Origin of the sequence: Duganella sp. BJB1802, from assembly GCF_013369445.1 — a bacterium.
Classification (GTDB): Bacteria; Pseudomonadota; Gammaproteobacteria; order Burkholderiales; family Burkholderiaceae_D; genus Rugamonas; species Rugamonas vulcania_A.
Window position 1 is genome coordinate 46,271 of the sequence record NZ_JABWEF010000015.1, and the last position, 15,000, is coordinate 61,270.

A 15,000-nucleotide genomic window follows, 5' to 3' on the forward strand; every position below is an offset into this window, starting at 1 on the left:
CGGCATTTCCATATTTAGACCGGGAAATCCGGGAATAGTTCAAAGCTTGAAAAAATCGAAGAAAATCGAACAGAAAATCGAAGCTTAGCTAGAAGGAGCGCGGAGGAGCACCCCCTGTGCATACTCCCGCACCGGCGCGCGCCGTCCCTTCAAAGCTTGCGCTTGCCCTGGCGGCCCAGCAGCTTGTAGAAGCTCTCCAGCTCGCGCCGCACCAGGTCCTGCCCGTTCTCGATCACGAAATCCTGGAACGCCGCCGCCACCTTGGGGATGGGCTGGCCGCTCAGGTGCATGATGTGCCAGTCCGCCTCCACCGGGCTCTCGTGCATCGGCAGCACCGCCAGCAGGCCGGCCTCGAACTCCAGGCCGCACGCGTGCACCGACAGGAAGCCCAGCCCCAGCCCCGCCGACACCATGCGCTTGATCGCCTCGTTGCTCGACACCTCCGAGCCGAATTCCAGCGGATGCCCCGCCTCGCGCAGCAGCTTCTCGACCGCCGTGCGCGTGCCCGAACCGCGCTCGCGCACCAGCAGGTTGGCGGCCATCACATCGTTGAGCGTGATCTTTTTCTTCTTCATCAGCGGATGCGCGGGGCTGGCCACGAACGCCATCGGATGGCGCGCGAACTTGGCGGCGTTGGTGCGCAGCTCGCGCGGCGGCGTGCCCATGATGGCCAGCTCGATCTCGTGCCGCGCCAGCATCTGCACGATCTCCGCCCGGTTCCCCACCTGCAGCTTGAGGCGCACGTCGGGCCGCTTCATCGTGAACGGCACCAGCAACGGCGGCAGCAAATGCTCCGCCGTCGTCACCGCGCCGATGCGCAGCGTACCGCTGGTGACGCCCTGCAGCGCCGCCAGCTCGTCGCTGGCCTGCTCCCACAGGCGCAGGATGCGCTCGGAGAACTCCACCATCACCTCGCCGGCAGCGGTCAGCTGGATGTTGCGGCCCACCTTGCGCGTCAGCGGAATGCCGGCGATCTCCTCCAGTGTGCGGATTTGCAACGAAACCGCAGGCTGCGTGACGTGCAGCGCGTCCGCCGCGCGCGACACGCTTTCGTGGCGCGCCACCAGTATCAGCGCCTGTAGCTGGCGAAAGCTGGCTGGATACATAAGCTATTCCTTATCAATTATCGAATATGTTTAATTTTTCTTTTGTTCATTGTACCCGTATATTCATAATCATCTGACATCGTTTTAAGCGAGACCGACATGAGCATCGACGTAATCTTCCTGGGCCTGGACGGCGTACTGTTCGACACCGAAGCGCTGCACCTTGCAGCCTGCAACGCGGCGTTCGCCAACGCCGGCCTGTCGGTACGCTGGACGCTGCCGGCGCTGCGCGCCGCCGCCGCCACCCATGGATACGCCCGCGCCATCGGTTCCGCCATCGCCTGCGAGCCGCTCTCGCGCGACAAGGCCCGCGTGGCCGAACTGTTCGCCGACAAGCACCGCCAGTTCCACCAGGCGATCAGCGCCCGGCCGCCCAAGGCCCTGCCGGCCGCGCTGGCCCTGATCGACGACGCGCTCAACGACGGCTGCAAGATCTGCGTGCTGACCGACCTGCCGGCGCCCGCCACCTCGGCCCTGCTGAGCGGCTGCTTCGACGCCGATGTCAACAGCCTGTTCGCGGTGGTCACAGGTGGCGCCAATTTCGACGGCCCCGCAGGCACCGGCCCATATGCCCGCGCGCTGAACGCCATGAGCGTCTCGCCGCAGGACGCCATCGCCATCGACACCGCCGTGCCGGGCCTGCGCGCCGCCGAGGAGGCGGGCCTGTGGACCGTCTCGGTCGCCCCATACGGCAACGACGTGGTGCGTCCGCGCCAGTTCATCACCTACGACGCGCTGCGCGAGCTGCGTTCAAGCCCCTACACGCCCGACCAGCGCGCCAAGCACGAACTGGCCGCGTAGGGCGACGCGGCCGCAGAGCCGCAGCACAGATTTCTTAACTATCTGGAGGCGCATCATGGAAACCATCGTCATCGTAGGAGGCGGTGCGGGCGGACTCGAGCTCGCCACCCGTTTGGGCGACACCCTCGGCGCCAGCAAGCGTGCCCGCATCCTGCTGGTGGACCGCTATCCCGGCCATTTCTGGAAGCCCCTGCTGCACACGGTCGCTTCCGGCAAATGCGATCCCCGCGTGGAGGAGCTGTCCTTCCCCGCCCAGGCGGTGGAGCATGATTTCGAATTCGTGCAGGGCGAGGTGCTGTGCATGGACCGCGCGCACCAAACCGTCACGCTGGCACCGCGCAAGGGCAACGGCAGCGACGGCGTATGCCGCACCATCAACTACGACAAGCTGGTGCTGGCACTGGGCGCCATCACCAATTTCTACAACGTGCCCGGCGCCGCCGAACACGCGCTCACGCTCGACAACGTGGACGACGCCGAGTCCTTCCGCCGCCGCTTCCTCGATGCCTGCATCAAGGCCGGAGAACAGAAGACCCAGGTGAACGTGGTCATCGTCGGCGGCGGCGCCACCGGCGTGGAGCTGGCGGCGGAATTGAGCAACAGCGCCCGCGCGCTTGCCGCCTACCGCGTGCACACGCTGGACCCGGAGACCGATATCCGCATCAGCGTGATCGAGCGCGGCCAGCACCTGCTGCCGCAACTGCATCCGCAGCAGGCCAACCGCGCCGCGCGTGAACTGCGCGCGCTCGGCATCGAAGTATTGACCGGCACCGCCGTCGCCGAAGTAACGCAGGATGCGGTGATCGACGCCGCCGGCAACGTCCACCGCGCCGACCTGACCTTGTGGGCGGCCGGCGTCGAAGCGCCGCAGCTGTGCGCGACGTTTGGACTGGCAGTCAACAATCTGCGCCAGATTATTGTGGACGCCAGCCTATGCTCGGCCAACGACAGCCAGGTGTACGCGCTGGGCGACTGCGCCAGCTACGTGTGCCCGATCAAGGGCGCCGCGCCGCCGCGCGCGCAGGTGGCGCACCAGCAGGCGATGTTCCTGGCCGACCTGCTGGCCCGCCGCAACGGCACGCCGCGTCCGGACTTCCGCTACCACGACTACGGCTCCCTCGTTTCGCTGGGACCGCAGACCGCGGTGGGCGTGCTGACCGGCGCCATCACCGGCAAGAGCATCCGCGTGGCAGGCGCCACGGCGAGCCTGCTGTATCAGCTGCTGTACCAGAAGCACCTGCTCAACCTGCACGGCACCGCACGCGTGGCGACCCAGGCGCTGGTCGACTGGTTGCGGGCGAAAATTCAGCCGCCGGTGAAGCTGTCGTGAGGTGTAATCGCCGTATAATGCGGTGATGACAACCTTAACTTCGTTAAGCAAAACCAGCCAGGCAGCGCCTCCGCCCGCAACGGTGGAGGCGCCCGGCATTGCGGCCGCCAACGCAGCCGCCGCCAACACCACGACGCCTCCCACGCCGGCTTCGGTGGTGCGGCTCAGCGGCGCCGGCGCGCCGGCCATCGACGGCATTGGGCGCGCGCCGCTGCCGCTGGTGTGGGAACGCAGCGGCAAGGATGCCGTCTCCGCCCTCATCGCCCGCAACTACAACTACCTGCCGCCCACCAGCAGCTTCAAGAACCTGGGCGCCGCCCTGCTGGAGCGCTTCAAGACCGACGATACGAACTTCTCGCAATCGCTGCAGCAAGTGCCGCAGGATCTGAACACCGGCACCTACGACGCGCTGCTGTACGCCCAGCTGCCGCCGCTGCACCGCCTCGGCGACAACCAGGCCGGCCTCACCGTCACCACCAAAAGCGGCGTCAAGGTCACCCTGGCGCTGGACAGCTCGGACAACGGCATCGCCGTGCAAGTGCAAAGCAGCGGCAAGCTCAGTGACGACGAACGCGCGGCGCTGGCCGGACTCTCGACCGCCTTTCAAAAAGCGATCGACGGCCTGGCCGCCGTGCCGCCGAAAATCGACCTGGCCGGCCTGACCGGATTCGATCCATCGGTGCTGTCCTCGGTGGACCTGCGCTCGACGCTCAAGCTGAACGAAACCGACACGCAGCAGCTGGACTTCCACGCCGACGCCAAACAACGCACGGTGCGCTTCAACGGCCCGGCCGGCGAAGCGAAGATCAGCGTGGACCTGAGCCAGCCCGCAAGCTGGGGCGGCAAGGAGCAGCAAGCCAAGGCGCTGGCCAACTACCTGCACCAGTTCGACCAGGCCGCCGCGCGCGGCCACGGCGACGCCGCGCTGGCCGGCCTGTTCAAGGACGCCGTCACCCAGATGCACAGCGACTACGGCCAGCAGCCCGCCGCGCCGTCGCAAAGGATCAAGCTGACCGGCGAGGACCACGCCATCCTCACCGGCCTGGCCGACTTCAGCGCCTCGCTCACGCAAACCGAAACCTCGCCCAACCCGCTGCGCCCCGGCGAGCATGACACCTTCGACTACCAGACCTCGCAAAGCACCAGCGTGCAAGGCCGCACCCAGTTGGACCGCTCGATATCGCAGCAACAGCAATCGCAGCTCAAGGCCAGCTACCACCTGCCCAACAAGCCGGGCGGCATACTGGAGCTGCTGGTCGATCCGGCATCGCAGAACTACAACTACATCACGGTCGACGACAGCGCCAGCAGCAACGCCGCGCTGGCGTACGACGAGGGCGCATTGTCCAAGGCCACGCTGGAGCAATCGGCCAGCCAGTCGACGCGCACCGTCAAATACCTGATGGACAAGGTGGTCGACGACTACACCGTGCCGTTCAACGCAAGCCACACCCGCGACCTGCTCGAGCTGCTGGCGCCCAGGATCAAACCCGACGAGGATCAACGCCGCCGCACGCTGGACGCGGTCAACCAGATGATCACCCTGCAACCGGAACCAGGCTTACTTCCCCAATGACTCCAGAATCCACAGTGCTGATGGCGGCCTACAACGCCTCGATGAACCAGAAGATGTACGCCGCCGCCGCACGCCTGCCGCACGCCGACCTGACCGCCGACCGCAACGCCTTCTTCGGTTCCATCCTCGGCACCATGAACCACCTGCTGGCCGCCGACACAATCTGGCTGAGCCGCTTCGCCACGCATCCGGCCCGCTACAGCGCGCTGGCGCCGATGCTGGACCTGCCGGCGCCCTCCAGCCTCACGCACAGCTTCGGCGACTACCTGCCGTCGCTGCTGGCCCACCGCCACCGGCTGGACGCCATCGTCACGGAATGGGCGCCGCAAGTCAGCGCGGAGCATCTGGCGCAAACCATGGAATACCGCAGCACCCGGGGCGACCTGTATCGCAAGCACTTCGGCAGCCTGGTGCTGCACTTCTTCAACCACCAGACCCACCATCGCGGCCAGGTCAGCACGCTGCTCACGCAGGCCGGCGTCGACATCGGCGTCACCGATTTGCTGGCCATGGTCCCCGACATCGAAGCGCCGTGAAGATCGCCGTCTACAGCACCCAGCCGTACGACCGCCGCTTCCTCGACGAAGCGCGCCAACGATACGCGGTCGACGCGGCCTACTTCTCCGACCCGCTGACGCTGGACACGGTGCCGCTGGCGCAGGGCTGCGCCGCCGTCTGCGTGTTCGTCAACGACCAGCTGGACGCCGCCGTGCTGCAAGCGCTGCATGCGCTGGGCGTGCGCGCCGTGCTGCTGCGCTGCGCCGGCTTCAACCAGGTCGACCTGCGCGCCGCCGCGAGCCTCGGCCTGTTCATGGCGCGCGTGCCGGCCTACGCGCCGGAAGCGGTGGCCGAACACGCGCTGGCGCTGGCGATGACGCTCAACCGCCACACGCACCGCGCCTACGCGCGCGTCCGCGAGGGCAATTTCTCGCTGGACGGCCTGCTCGGCATGACCTTGAACGGGAAAACGGTCGGCATCGTCGGCGCCGGCCAGATCGGCACGGTGGCGGCGCGCATCTTCAAGGGACTCGGTTGCACGGTGCTGGTCAGCGATCCGGCGCCGACGCCGCAGCTGGACGGCGTGGCCACGCGCGCCAGCCTCGACGAGCTGCTGGCCGCGTCGGACATCGTCTCCCTGCATTGCCCGCTGATGGAAGCCACGCGCCACATGATCGACGCCGCCAGCCTGGCGCGCATGAAGCCCGGCGCGATGCTGGTCAACACCTCGCGCGGCGCGCTGATCGACACGGCCGCCGTGATCGACGCGCTCAAGTCGCGCCAACTGGGCGCGCTGGCGATCGACGTCTACGAGCAGGAGGCCAACCTGTTCTTCCACGACCACTCCAGCGACATCATCGCCGACGACGTGTTCCAGCGCCTGATGACCTTCCCCAACGTGCTGGTCACCGGCCACCAGGGCTTCTTCACCATCGAGGCGATGCGCGAGATCGCCGCCGTCACCTTCGACAACCTGGCCTGCCACATGAACGGCACGCCCTGCGCCAACCTGCTGCCTGCTAGCTCGTAACCGGCAGCGTCAGGACGAAGCGGGTGCCCGTACCGAGCTCGCTCTCCACATCGATCTTGCCGCGCAAGACGCCGTACACGATGTTGTAGACGATGTTCAGCCCCAGCCCCGAACCGCCCTTCCCCAGCTTGGTGGTGAAGAACGGATCGTAGATGCGGCCCATGTTCTCGGGCGCGATGCCGGAGCCGTTGTCGCTGATGACCACCTGCACCCGCTCCGCGTCGAGCATGCGGGCGGCGACCAGGATCTCGCCTTCGGTGCGCCCTTCGAAGCCGTGCGTCAGGGCGTTGTTGATCAAGTTGATGAGCACCTGCCCGAACGGCCCCGGATAACTCTTCATCTGTATCGTCGGCGGGATATCCTGGCGCACCGTGATGCCGCTCTTCTTAAACGTCGGCAGCAGCAGCAACAGGATCTCGTCGACCAGGTCGCACAGCTGGAACTCGCGGCACTGCGACGTGGTGCGGTCCACCGCCACCTGCTTGAAGCTCGACACCAGGTCCACCGCCCGGTGCAGGTTGCGCAGCACGATCTCGCCGCCGCTGGCGATGTCGTTGACGAAGGCCTGCAGCGTCGAGCGCTTCATGCCGTCGGCGGTCAGGCGCGTGAAGGCGCGGGTCTGATCGATCAGCGTGCTGACCGCCAGCAGGCTGTTGCCGATCGGCGTGTTCAACTCGTGCGCCACGCCCGCCACCAGCGATCCCAGGGCCGCCAGCTTCTCGCTGCGCACCAGTTCATCCTGCGCGTGGCGCAGCGTCTCCAGCGATTCGGCCAGCTCCTTGTTGGCGTCCACCATCTGCGCGGTGCGCAGCTGCACCAGCTCCTCCAATTTGTCGCGGTACTGGATCAGCTCCACCTCGCTCTTCTTGCGGTCCGTGATGTCGGTCGAGATGCCGCCCATCGCCCACGTCTTGCCCTGCTCGTCGCGCAGGCAGAATTTTTCCGAGATATAGGTCCGCACCACGCCCTCGGCATCCGGCACGCCCTCCTCGTAGATGTAGGAATGGGAGGACTCCAGCGCGCGGCGGTCGCCCTCGCGTATCACCTGCACGGTGTCGTCGTCGAAGATGTCGGCGTCCTTGTGGCCGATCGGGTCGGGCGAGCCTGGCGGCAGCACCTTGCGCAGCCGCTCGTTGACCATCAGGTAGCGCCCTTCGAGGTCCTTGACGTAGATGACCGCCGAGGACTTGTCGGCGATATTGGTCAGCAGCGACTGGCTCACCCGCAGCGCGGCGTCGCGCGCGGCGACGGTGGCCAGCATGGTGTTGAAGGCGGCCGACAGCCGCCCCACCTCGTCGTTGGAGAAGTGCGGCGCGCGCAGGTCGTAGCGCTGCTCGCGCGTGACCTGGTCGGCCACCTTCGACAGCGCCACCAGCGGCTGGGTCACCAACCGCCGCAGGCCGATCGCCTGCAGCGCGCCGCCGATCAATAGCGTCATCAACACCACCGCCAGCACCAGGCCGTATTTGCTCAGGCGTTCGGCCAGCGGCTGCAAGGCGTATTCCACCTGCAGCGAGCCGACCTCCTCGTGCTGGAAGCGCACCGGCGCCAGCATCGACAGGAAGTCGCCGTGGAAGCTGTGGCCGGACGGCGCCATCTCCTCCGGCCACGTGCAGCGCGCCGCGCCGCGCCGGGCATAGCTGGCGAACGGCTGGTGGTGCGCGTCGAACAGGCAGGCGCTGTCGATGTCCGGCGTGCCGCGCAGCGCCGACAGCGTGCGGGTGGCGGCGCTGCGGTCGCCGAAGTTCAGGTCGACGTCGAGGTTGAGCGACACCAGGTCCATGCGGCTGGCCAGGTCCTGCACCAGCCGCACCCGCACCACGCTGATGTCGTAGGCGATGAGCGCCGCCAGCGCCACCAGCATCGCCGCCAGCGCCGTCAACAGCGCGACGATCAGCAGCTTGCGCTGCAAGGCCAGGTCGTTCCAGCGGTGCGGGATGACGCTCACTTGGCGTCTCCACCGACCACGCGTTCGGCCAGCGCCAGCATGCGGGGATTGAGGCCGACGCCGGAATGCTTGGCCGCCGTCAGGTTGACTTCGAAACGGATGCTGCCGTCCACCAGCAGCATGTTGATCATGCCGCCGTCGGCCAGGAAGGAGGCGGAGTCGCCGATGGTGAGGATGGCCTGCTCGCGCATGCGGGTCAGCCACGCGCTCTGGCGGCTGCGTTCGGGCAGCGCCAGGTAGACCGCGTGACAGGGATCGGTTTCCTCCATGCGGCTGACGATGCGCAGTTCCAGCGGATGGCTGCCTGCCGCGCGCTTCTGCAGCTGGCGCGCCATGTCGGCCGCGCCGGCGCCCACCATGCACACCACCAGCGGCGCGTGCGGATCGGCCAGCGTCGGCGCCGGCCAGCTGGCGTAGCGGGTGAAGTTGAGGATGTAGGCGGCCTTGACCTGCTGCTCGGGCATGGCCTGCTCGGCGCGCACGGCAACGCCGGCCAGGGCCGCCAGCTGGCAGGCCAGAACGGCCAGCATCCGGTATCCCGCCATGCGCTGTCGCTTCATCGTGCCCTCTGCCTCCAAGTAGCGCCGCCGCGTGTTTCCAGGGCTGGAACGCCTCTCGATTTTATCCGAATAGCTCCAGGAGCAAGTTTTTTTCGCTAGTCCGCAAGGACTTGTTCTCGAAACACAACGCGCGCCGCCCACGGCCGGCTTGCAGCTTGTGATCATGCGGAAATTGGTGAATACTTTGTTAAATCGCGCGACAAAGGGGAACACTCTTGATCGGGAGCACACAGCATCGCAGCATCCAGGCCCCGGCCGGGCCGGCGCGCTGGCCCCGGGCGCGGCTGCCGTCCGCCTGCGCGACGGCGCTGCTGTTGCTGCCCCTGGCCGCTGCCGCTGCTACTGCTGCCGCCGCCGATGGCGCCGGCGGCGACGACACATTGTTCGACCTCAGCCTCGACCAGCTGCGCAACGTCAAGGTGCTCACCGCCACCAAGACCGCCACCCCGCTGTACGCGACGCCGGCCGTGGTCACCTTGGTCACGGCCGACGACATCGCCCGCTACGGCTACCAGACGCTGGCCGAGGCGCTGTCCCACGTGGCCGGCTTTGTCGAGAGCGACGACCGCCTCAACCACAACTTCGGCGTGCGCGGCATCAGCGCCGGCGCGCAGTCGGCCAGCCGCGCCATCAAGATTTTGCTGGACGGCCAGCCGATCGCCTTCCGCAGCACCCAGCAGCAGCTGACCGGGCTGGAATTCATCCCGATGAACATGGTCGAGCGCATCGAGATCGTGCGCGGGCCGGTGTCGGTGCTGTACGGCGCCGACGCGCTGCTGGGCGCGGTCAACGTCATCACCCGGCGCGACGGCACCGAGCAGCGCCTGGCGCTGGGCCACGAATGGTCCGGCGGCGGCCGCAGCGCCGACCTGCTGGCCGCCAGCGGCAGCGCGCAGTTCGGCACGGCGGCCGAGGGCGCGCCGTCGCCCTACTGGCTGGCCTGGGGCGTGCAGGCGGCCAAGGCCGACCGCGCCGGCCTGGCGCTGCCGCGCATCTCGCCCGACTACCAGCGCTACGCCGCCCTCAGCCCGGCCCCGGCCGACGACGCCGACCCGCGCAGCCTGTACCTGCGCGGCGGCTGGCGCGGCGCGGCCGACGAAGTGCAGGCCAGCGTCTTCTGGCAGCGGCAGGACAGCGACAACGTCTTCGCCAGCCTCAATCCGCTGCTGCGCCCGCCGAGCCGCGTGGTGCTGGAACAGGGCTTCGTACACCTGGGCGCCAACCACCGCTTCAACGAGCAGCACACGCTGCGCGCCAGCCTGAACTACGGACAGGGCGAGCCGGGCAGCGGCGACCGCCTGCGCACCGGCGCCGCCGACTATTACCTGCTGCGCGACTTCGGCTACAAGGCGGTCGACGGCAGCGTCGAATGGCTGTGGCAACCCAGTGAGCAGACCAGCCTGCTGCTGGGCGCCGACGCGCTGCGCGACCGCGAGACGCTGGAATCGTTCCGCCGCCACAGCCTGGTCGACGGCAGCGACTTCCAGCTCAGCCAGCCGGGCGAGAAAACGCTGCGCAACACCGGCCTGTACGCGCAATGGCAGTTCCCCCTGGTCGGCAAGTGGCAGGCCATCCTCGGCGGCCGCCAGGACCGGCACTCGGTCTACGGCACGCAGGAATCGCTGCGCGCCGGCGTGGTCGGCACCTTGCCGGGCGAGTGGGGCCTGAAGGTGCTGGGCGGCACCGCCTTCCAGGCGCCGTCGGCCGAGCTGCTGTACCGCACCGCCGTGCAGCCGGGCGACATCAAGGGCAACCCCGAGCTGGCGCCGCAGAAATCGCGCACGCTCGAACTGCAACTGAGCACGCCGCCGCATCCGCGCTGGAACGGCGCGCTGACGGTCTACCACACCAAGGTCAGCGAGCTGGTCACGCTGGAGCAGGCCTTCTTCAACCTGGTGGCGCGCAACACCAGCGACAGCAAGGTCAACGGCGTGGAGCTGGAGCTGCGCTACCAGCGCGACTGGTTCAACGCCTACGCCAACCTGAGCCGCGCCAACGGCAGCCGCGGCATCAACCGCTACACGCTGGCGCCGCTGGCCCAGCGCAGCGACGGCGAGCTGTTCCCCACCAACAGCGCCAACGCCGGCGCCAGCGCCAGCCTGATGGGACAGAAGCTGCTGCTCAGCCTGGACAACCGCTACGTCGGCCCGCGCCCGGCCGCCACCGCCAACGTGCTGCTGGCCAACCAGAGCTACCACCTGGCCAGCTACGTCGACACCACGCTGAGCGCGCGCTGGAGCCTGAACGCCCGCGCCAGCCTGCGCGTGCAGGTGCGCGACCTGTGGAACAGCCAGTATGTCGATCCCGGCGTCGGCGGCATCGACTATCCATCGCTGGGCCGCCGCTATGGAGTGCAATATGAATACCGCTACTAGCCGCCTGCTGGCCGCCGCCGCGTTGTCCCTGCTGGCGTCCTGCGGCGGGGGCGGCGGCACCGGCGACGCCACCACGCCGCTACCGGCCAATCCGATCAAGGCCATGATCGATCCGTCCGCCATCAACATCGCCTCGGTGGGCTGGCGCACCTCGACCCGCGACGCCTTCCTGCTGGCGGCCAAACAGATCAACGACGCCGGCGGCGTGCTGGGCAAGCGCCTGAACGCCATCGCGCTGGTCGCGCGCGACAACGCCGAGGCGCAGGACATGGGCCAGCAGCTGCTGGACGCCGGCGTCATCGCGCTCAACGTCTCCACCTCCACCCGCGTGCTCAACCTGCTGCCGCAGGCGCTGGCCAAGGGCGTGCCCATCCTGACCGAATCGAGCTCCTCGCCCACGCTGAGCACGGTGGCCGACAACGACCTGGTGTACCGCATCGGCGTCTCCGACGTCGACGCCACGCCGGTGCTGGCCAAGGTCGCGTGGGAAGCGGGCAAGCGCCGCGCCGTGGTGCTGATCAACGCCGGCGACGCCTTCGGCGCCGGCCTGGCCAGCCTGTTCACGCCGGCCTTCCAGAAGCTGGGCGGCCAGGTGGTGGCCACGGTCACCATCCCGTTCGGCCTGAAGAACGGCTTCGCCGGCTACCTGAAGCAAGTCTACGACGCCAAGCCGGACGTGATCCTGAACGGCATCCTGGCGGCCGACATCTCGGCCAATGTGCTCAACGAATCGCTGCCGTTCCAGAGCGGCGCCATGTGGCTGCTGCCCGGCACCGCCGCCGGCAACCAGACCTTCCTCGACAACCTGGCCGACCCGGGCAAGCTGATTGGCGGCGCGCGCGGCTCGGCCGCCACCATCGGCGCCTACGGCAACAGCTCCTACCAGAGCTTCCGCACCGGCTACATCGCCCAGTACGGCAGCGAGCCGCAGGACTTCACCGCGCCCACCTACGACATCGCGATGGTGATGGCGCTGGCCATCGAGCGCGCCGGCCTGGTCAACAACAGCAAGAGTCCCACCGGCCTGATGGTGCGCGACAGCCTGCGCTTCGTGATGAACGCGCCGGGCGAGAAGGTGCGGCCGGAAACCATCGGCGCCGCACTGGCGCTGGTCCGGGCCGGCAAGGACGTCGACTACGCCGGCGCCTATGCCGACATCGACTGGGACGGCGTGGGCGACATCGTCGGCCAGGTGCCGTTCACCGTGTTCCGGCTCGACACGGCGGCCCGCAGCTGGGACGCCAGCGAGCAGCTGATCATCGGCCTGCCCCGTTGAACGGCATCGGTGGCGCTCAAAAAATGATCGCCGGCACATCTTTTCCCCGGTAACATCAGCGTTCCGCATGACAGGTATGCGGAATGCATGGTTGTGCGGCCGAGGCCGGCTGGCTATACTGCACTGCAACATGCACGTTTCTTCACATTCGATCGCAGTCCAAATCCGGGGAAGGTCATGTCTCTCGCTTACCGCGCCAATGCCGATTTCGCCAAGTTAAACCATCCGATGCGGGTGCCGCTGTCGGCGGAAATCCACTCGCGGCCGTTCCTGCAACTGCAAGCGCCGGAAGGCCTGACCCATTTCGCGCTGTACGTGCAGCAGGACCAGCCGTCGCAAAAATACCACCGCAGCACCCAGCACCAGATCCTGGAGCAGCTGTGCCTGCACTACGGCGTGGCCGCGCCCGCCCCGCAGGCGCGCTACTTCTTCCACGACTTCGACCGTTTCCGCCTGAAATGGGAATGCCACACCGAATTCGCCACCTACACCTTCGTCGAGCGCCAAGACCCGGTGGGGTCAAGTCTGACATTCGGACACGAGGTCGGCAGTAGCGACGACAACGGCAGTGCTCGTGTCCGAATGTCAGACTTGACCCCGGCGTTTGAGCGCATGCCGCTGCGGCATGTGCCGCAGGAGTGGCTGGCTGGATTGCACGGCAAGATCATCGTGGCCGCCCATGTGCTGCTGTGCCAGGGTCAGCCGGACGACGCCGGCGCGACCGATGCCATCCGTGAACTGTTCCAGGGCAAATCGCTGGTCGGCAGCAGCGTCGGCAGCGGCGCCGAGGTGTGGACCGATTTCCTGATCCAGCCCGACGGCTTCAGCCGCTTCGTGGTGCGCGACCTGAGCCTGCGCGAGTTCCAGGCCGGCCGCCTGGTCGGCCGCCTGCTGGAAATCGAAACCTACCGCATGATGGCCCTGCTGGGCCTGCCGCAGGCGGAAGCCAGCCAGCCGCTGCTCAACGGCATCGAGAACGAGCTGGCCGACCTGACCGCAACGCTGGTGCAGGGCGACCTGCCCGAGGGCGTGGCCAACGAGGCGCGCGAGGAACAGGCGCTGCTGCACCGTATCACCAGCCTGGCGGCGCGGCTGGAAAAGCTGTCGGTCAACAACAGCTACCGCTTCGCGGCGGCGCAGGCCTACTTCAGCCTGGTGCAGTCGCGCATCCAGGAGCTGCGCGAGGTCCGCATCGCCGGCATGCCGACCCTGGCCGAGTTCATGGGCCGCCGCCTGGCGCCGGCCATGCACACCTGCACCTCGGTGTCGCAGCGGCAGGAGACGCTGGCCAAGCGTATCGCCCGCAGCAACGACCTGCTGCGCACGCGCGTCGGCATCGAGCAGGAGCGGCAGAACCGCAAGATCCTGCAGTCGCTGGACGCGCGCGCGGCCCAGCAGCTGCGCCTGCAACAGGCGGTGGAAGGTTTGTCGGCGGTGGCGATCTCGTACTACACGCTGGGCCTGATCGGCTACGCGGGCAAGGCCCTGAAGGCCAGCAACATCCCGGTCAATCCCGACATCCTCACCGGCCTGGCCGCGCCGCTGGTGTTCATCGGCGTGTGGATGGGCTTGCGCCGGCTGCACAAGCAGCTGACCGAGAAGCCGGTCAGGATTGCGGCTGGTTGAAGCGGCTGGCCAGGAAGCTGGCGATGCGCTGCTGCGTCGCCTCCAGGTAGGGGATGTTCATGTGGTCGGAGTCGGGCACGATTTCGTCCGCATGCAGCTGGCCGAGCTTCTCGACCAGCAGGTCGGTGTGCGAATGCGGCACCACGTCGTCGAAGGCGGCGCGCAGCACATAGGTCGGCGCCTTCAGGTGGTGCGCGTACTTGACCGACTCGAATTTATGCCGCAGCACATACTCCACCGGGATCGCCTTGAACTTACGCTGGGCCAGGGCCAGGATGGAATCGTAGGGCGTGATCAGCACGATGGAATTGGCGTCGCGCTCCATCGCCACCTGCACCGCCACGCCGGAACCGAGGCTGCGCCCCACCACCGCGATGCGCTTGGAATCGACGTGATGACGCTCGCTGAGCCAGTCGAACAGCATGCGGCCGTCGTCGACGAAATGCTCCTCGGCCGGATCGCCGTGCGAATCGCCGTAGCCGCGATAATTCACCGCCAGCACCGCCATGCCGGGGAACAGCTTGCCGGCGTCGCGCGCCACCCAGGACACCTCCTCCGACCGCCCGCCGAAATAAATCACGCCCGGATGCGGCCCCGCCACCGGCGGCGTCATCAGCCAACCGGACAGCCGCGTGCCGTCGTTGGAGCGCACCACGATCGGCCGCGTGCGGTGGCCGCTGCTGTAGGGCTTGAGCACCTCGCGCTTGCTGCCCAGCGGATTGAACAACAGCCGCTTCTGGTTGGCGGCGACCGCAGCGGTCAGCCCCATCCACAACACGCTGGCGAGCCCGGCCAATCCAGCCACTTTTTTAGAATGTTTCATGCCTCTACTCTACCTTCGTTCCATGCTGGCACGGTAATGAAAAATCGCCAC

12 protein-coding genes are annotated in these 15,000 nt (G+C 67.6%); 8 read left to right on the forward strand and 4 right to left on the reverse strand.

What is annotated here, in order from left to right:
• Positions 1 to 149: 149 nt before the first annotated feature.
• Positions 150 to 1,106 (reverse strand): LysR family transcriptional regulator, encoded by a 957-nt coding sequence (locus HUX88_RS22185; protein ID WP_117013305.1) that lies wholly within the window; start codon positions 1,104 to 1,106, stop codon positions 150 to 152.
• A gap of 99 nt (positions 1,107 to 1,205) precedes the next feature.
• On the opposite strand from HUX88_RS22185, the gene HUX88_RS22190 reads away from it, so the two are divergent.
• Genes HUX88_RS22190 through HUX88_RS22210 form a run of 5 tightly spaced genes read left to right on the forward strand, consistent with a single transcriptional unit; the run spans position 1,206 to position 6,341 of the window.
• Complete coding sequence (locus HUX88_RS22190; RefSeq protein WP_117013304.1) at positions 1,206 to 1,907, forward strand: HAD family hydrolase; 702 nt, start codon at positions 1,206 to 1,208, stop codon at positions 1,905 to 1,907.
• A gap of 55 nt (positions 1,908 to 1,962) precedes the next feature.
• Complete coding sequence (locus HUX88_RS22195; RefSeq protein WP_117013303.1) at positions 1,963 to 3,237, forward strand: NAD(P)/FAD-dependent oxidoreductase; 1,275 nt, start codon at positions 1,963 to 1,965, stop codon at positions 3,235 to 3,237.
• Positions 3,238 to 3,262: 25 nt separating this feature from the next.
• A complete protein-coding gene (locus HUX88_RS22200; protein ID WP_229219466.1) occupies positions 3,263 to 4,813 on the forward strand; it encodes a hypothetical protein in 1,551 nt (516 codons plus the stop codon).
• Positions 4,810 to 5,349, forward strand: coding sequence for a DinB family protein (locus HUX88_RS22205; RefSeq protein ID WP_229219467.1), 540 nt, complete (start codon positions 4,810 to 4,812; stop codon positions 5,347 to 5,349). The genes HUX88_RS22200 and HUX88_RS22205 overlap by 4 nt, the downstream gene beginning before the upstream one ends.
• Positions 5,346 to 6,341: a 2-hydroxyacid dehydrogenase gene (locus HUX88_RS22210; protein WP_176363153.1), complete on the forward strand. Its 996-nt coding sequence runs from the start codon at positions 5,346 to 5,348 to the stop codon at positions 6,339 to 6,341. The genes HUX88_RS22205 and HUX88_RS22210 overlap by 4 nt, the downstream gene beginning before the upstream one ends.
• Here HUX88_RS22210 and HUX88_RS22215 read toward each other — a convergent pair.
• The gene (locus tag HUX88_RS22215) at positions 6,331 to 8,289 is read right to left on the reverse strand and encodes an ATP-binding protein (protein ID WP_176363154.1); all 1,959 of its coding nucleotides are present in this window, start codon (positions 8,287 to 8,289) and stop codon (positions 6,331 to 6,333) included. The genes HUX88_RS22210 and HUX88_RS22215 overlap by 11 nt on opposite strands.
• Complete coding sequence (locus HUX88_RS22220) at positions 8,286 to 8,819, reverse strand: YfiR family protein (RefSeq protein ID WP_117013299.1); 534 nt, start codon at positions 8,817 to 8,819, stop codon at positions 8,286 to 8,288. Before HUX88_RS22220 ends, HUX88_RS22215 begins: the two co-directional genes overlap by 4 nt.
• A gap of 245 nt (positions 8,820 to 9,064) precedes the next feature.
• On the opposite strand from HUX88_RS22220, the gene HUX88_RS22225 reads away from it, so the two are divergent.
• The 3 genes from HUX88_RS22225 to HUX88_RS22235 all read left to right on the forward strand — a co-directional run bounded on the left by HUX88_RS22225 (position 9,065) and on the right by HUX88_RS22235 (position 14,126).
• A complete protein-coding gene (locus tag HUX88_RS22225) occupies positions 9,065 to 11,224 on the forward strand; it encodes a TonB-dependent siderophore receptor (protein WP_229219468.1) in 2,160 nt (719 codons plus the stop codon).
• On the forward strand, positions 11,208 to 12,500 hold the full coding sequence (locus HUX88_RS22230) for an ABC transporter substrate-binding protein (RefSeq protein WP_176363155.1): 1,293 nt from the start codon (positions 11,208 to 11,210) through the stop codon (positions 12,498 to 12,500). Before HUX88_RS22225 ends, HUX88_RS22230 begins: the two co-directional genes overlap by 17 nt.
• A gap of 177 nt (positions 12,501 to 12,677) precedes the next feature.
• Entirely contained in the window at positions 12,678 to 14,126 is a 1,449-nt protein-coding gene (locus tag HUX88_RS22235) for a DUF3422 family protein (protein WP_117013297.1), read from the forward strand.
• Here HUX88_RS22235 and HUX88_RS22240 read toward each other — a convergent pair.
• Entirely contained in the window at positions 14,107 to 14,949 is an 843-nt protein-coding gene (locus HUX88_RS22240) for an alpha/beta hydrolase (protein WP_117013296.1), read from the reverse strand. The two genes, HUX88_RS22235 and HUX88_RS22240, sit on opposite strands and share 20 nt — an antisense overlap.
• Positions 14,950 to 15,000 lie beyond the last annotated feature (51 nt).

What these genes read in the sequence shown, in the direction of transcription:
- HUX88_RS22195 (WP_117013303.1), top strand. Translation starts at nt 1,963, where the DNA reads ATGGAAACCATCGTCATCGTAGGAGGCGGTGCGGGCGGACTCGAGCTC.
- HUX88_RS22205 (WP_229219467.1), top strand. Translation starts at nt 4,810, where the DNA reads ATGACTCCAGAATCCACAGTGCTGATGGCGGCCTACAACGCCTCGATG.
- HUX88_RS22240 (WP_117013296.1), bottom strand. Translation starts at nt 14,949, where the DNA reads ATGAAACATTCTAAAAAAGTGGCTGGATTGGCCGGGCTCGCCAGCGTG.
- HUX88_RS22235 (WP_117013297.1), top strand. Translation starts at nt 12,678, where the DNA reads ATGTCTCTCGCTTACCGCGCCAATGCCGATTTCGCCAAGTTAAACCAT.
- HUX88_RS22190 (WP_117013304.1), top strand. Translation starts at nt 1,206, where the DNA reads ATGAGCATCGACGTAATCTTCCTGGGCCTGGACGGCGTACTGTTCGAC.
- HUX88_RS22220 (WP_117013299.1), bottom strand. Translation starts at nt 8,819, where the DNA reads ATGCTGGCCGTTCTGGCCTGCCAGCTGGCGGCCCTGGCCGGCGTTGCC.
- HUX88_RS22200 (WP_229219466.1), top strand. Translation starts at nt 3,263, where the DNA reads ATGACAACCTTAACTTCGTTAAGCAAAACCAGCCAGGCAGCGCCTCCG.
- HUX88_RS22185 (WP_117013305.1), bottom strand. Translation starts at nt 1,106, where the DNA reads ATGTATCCAGCCAGCTTTCGCCAGCTACAGGCGCTGATACTGGTGGCG.
- HUX88_RS22230 (WP_176363155.1), top strand. Translation starts at nt 11,208, where the DNA reads ATGAATACCGCTACTAGCCGCCTGCTGGCCGCCGCCGCGTTGTCCCTG.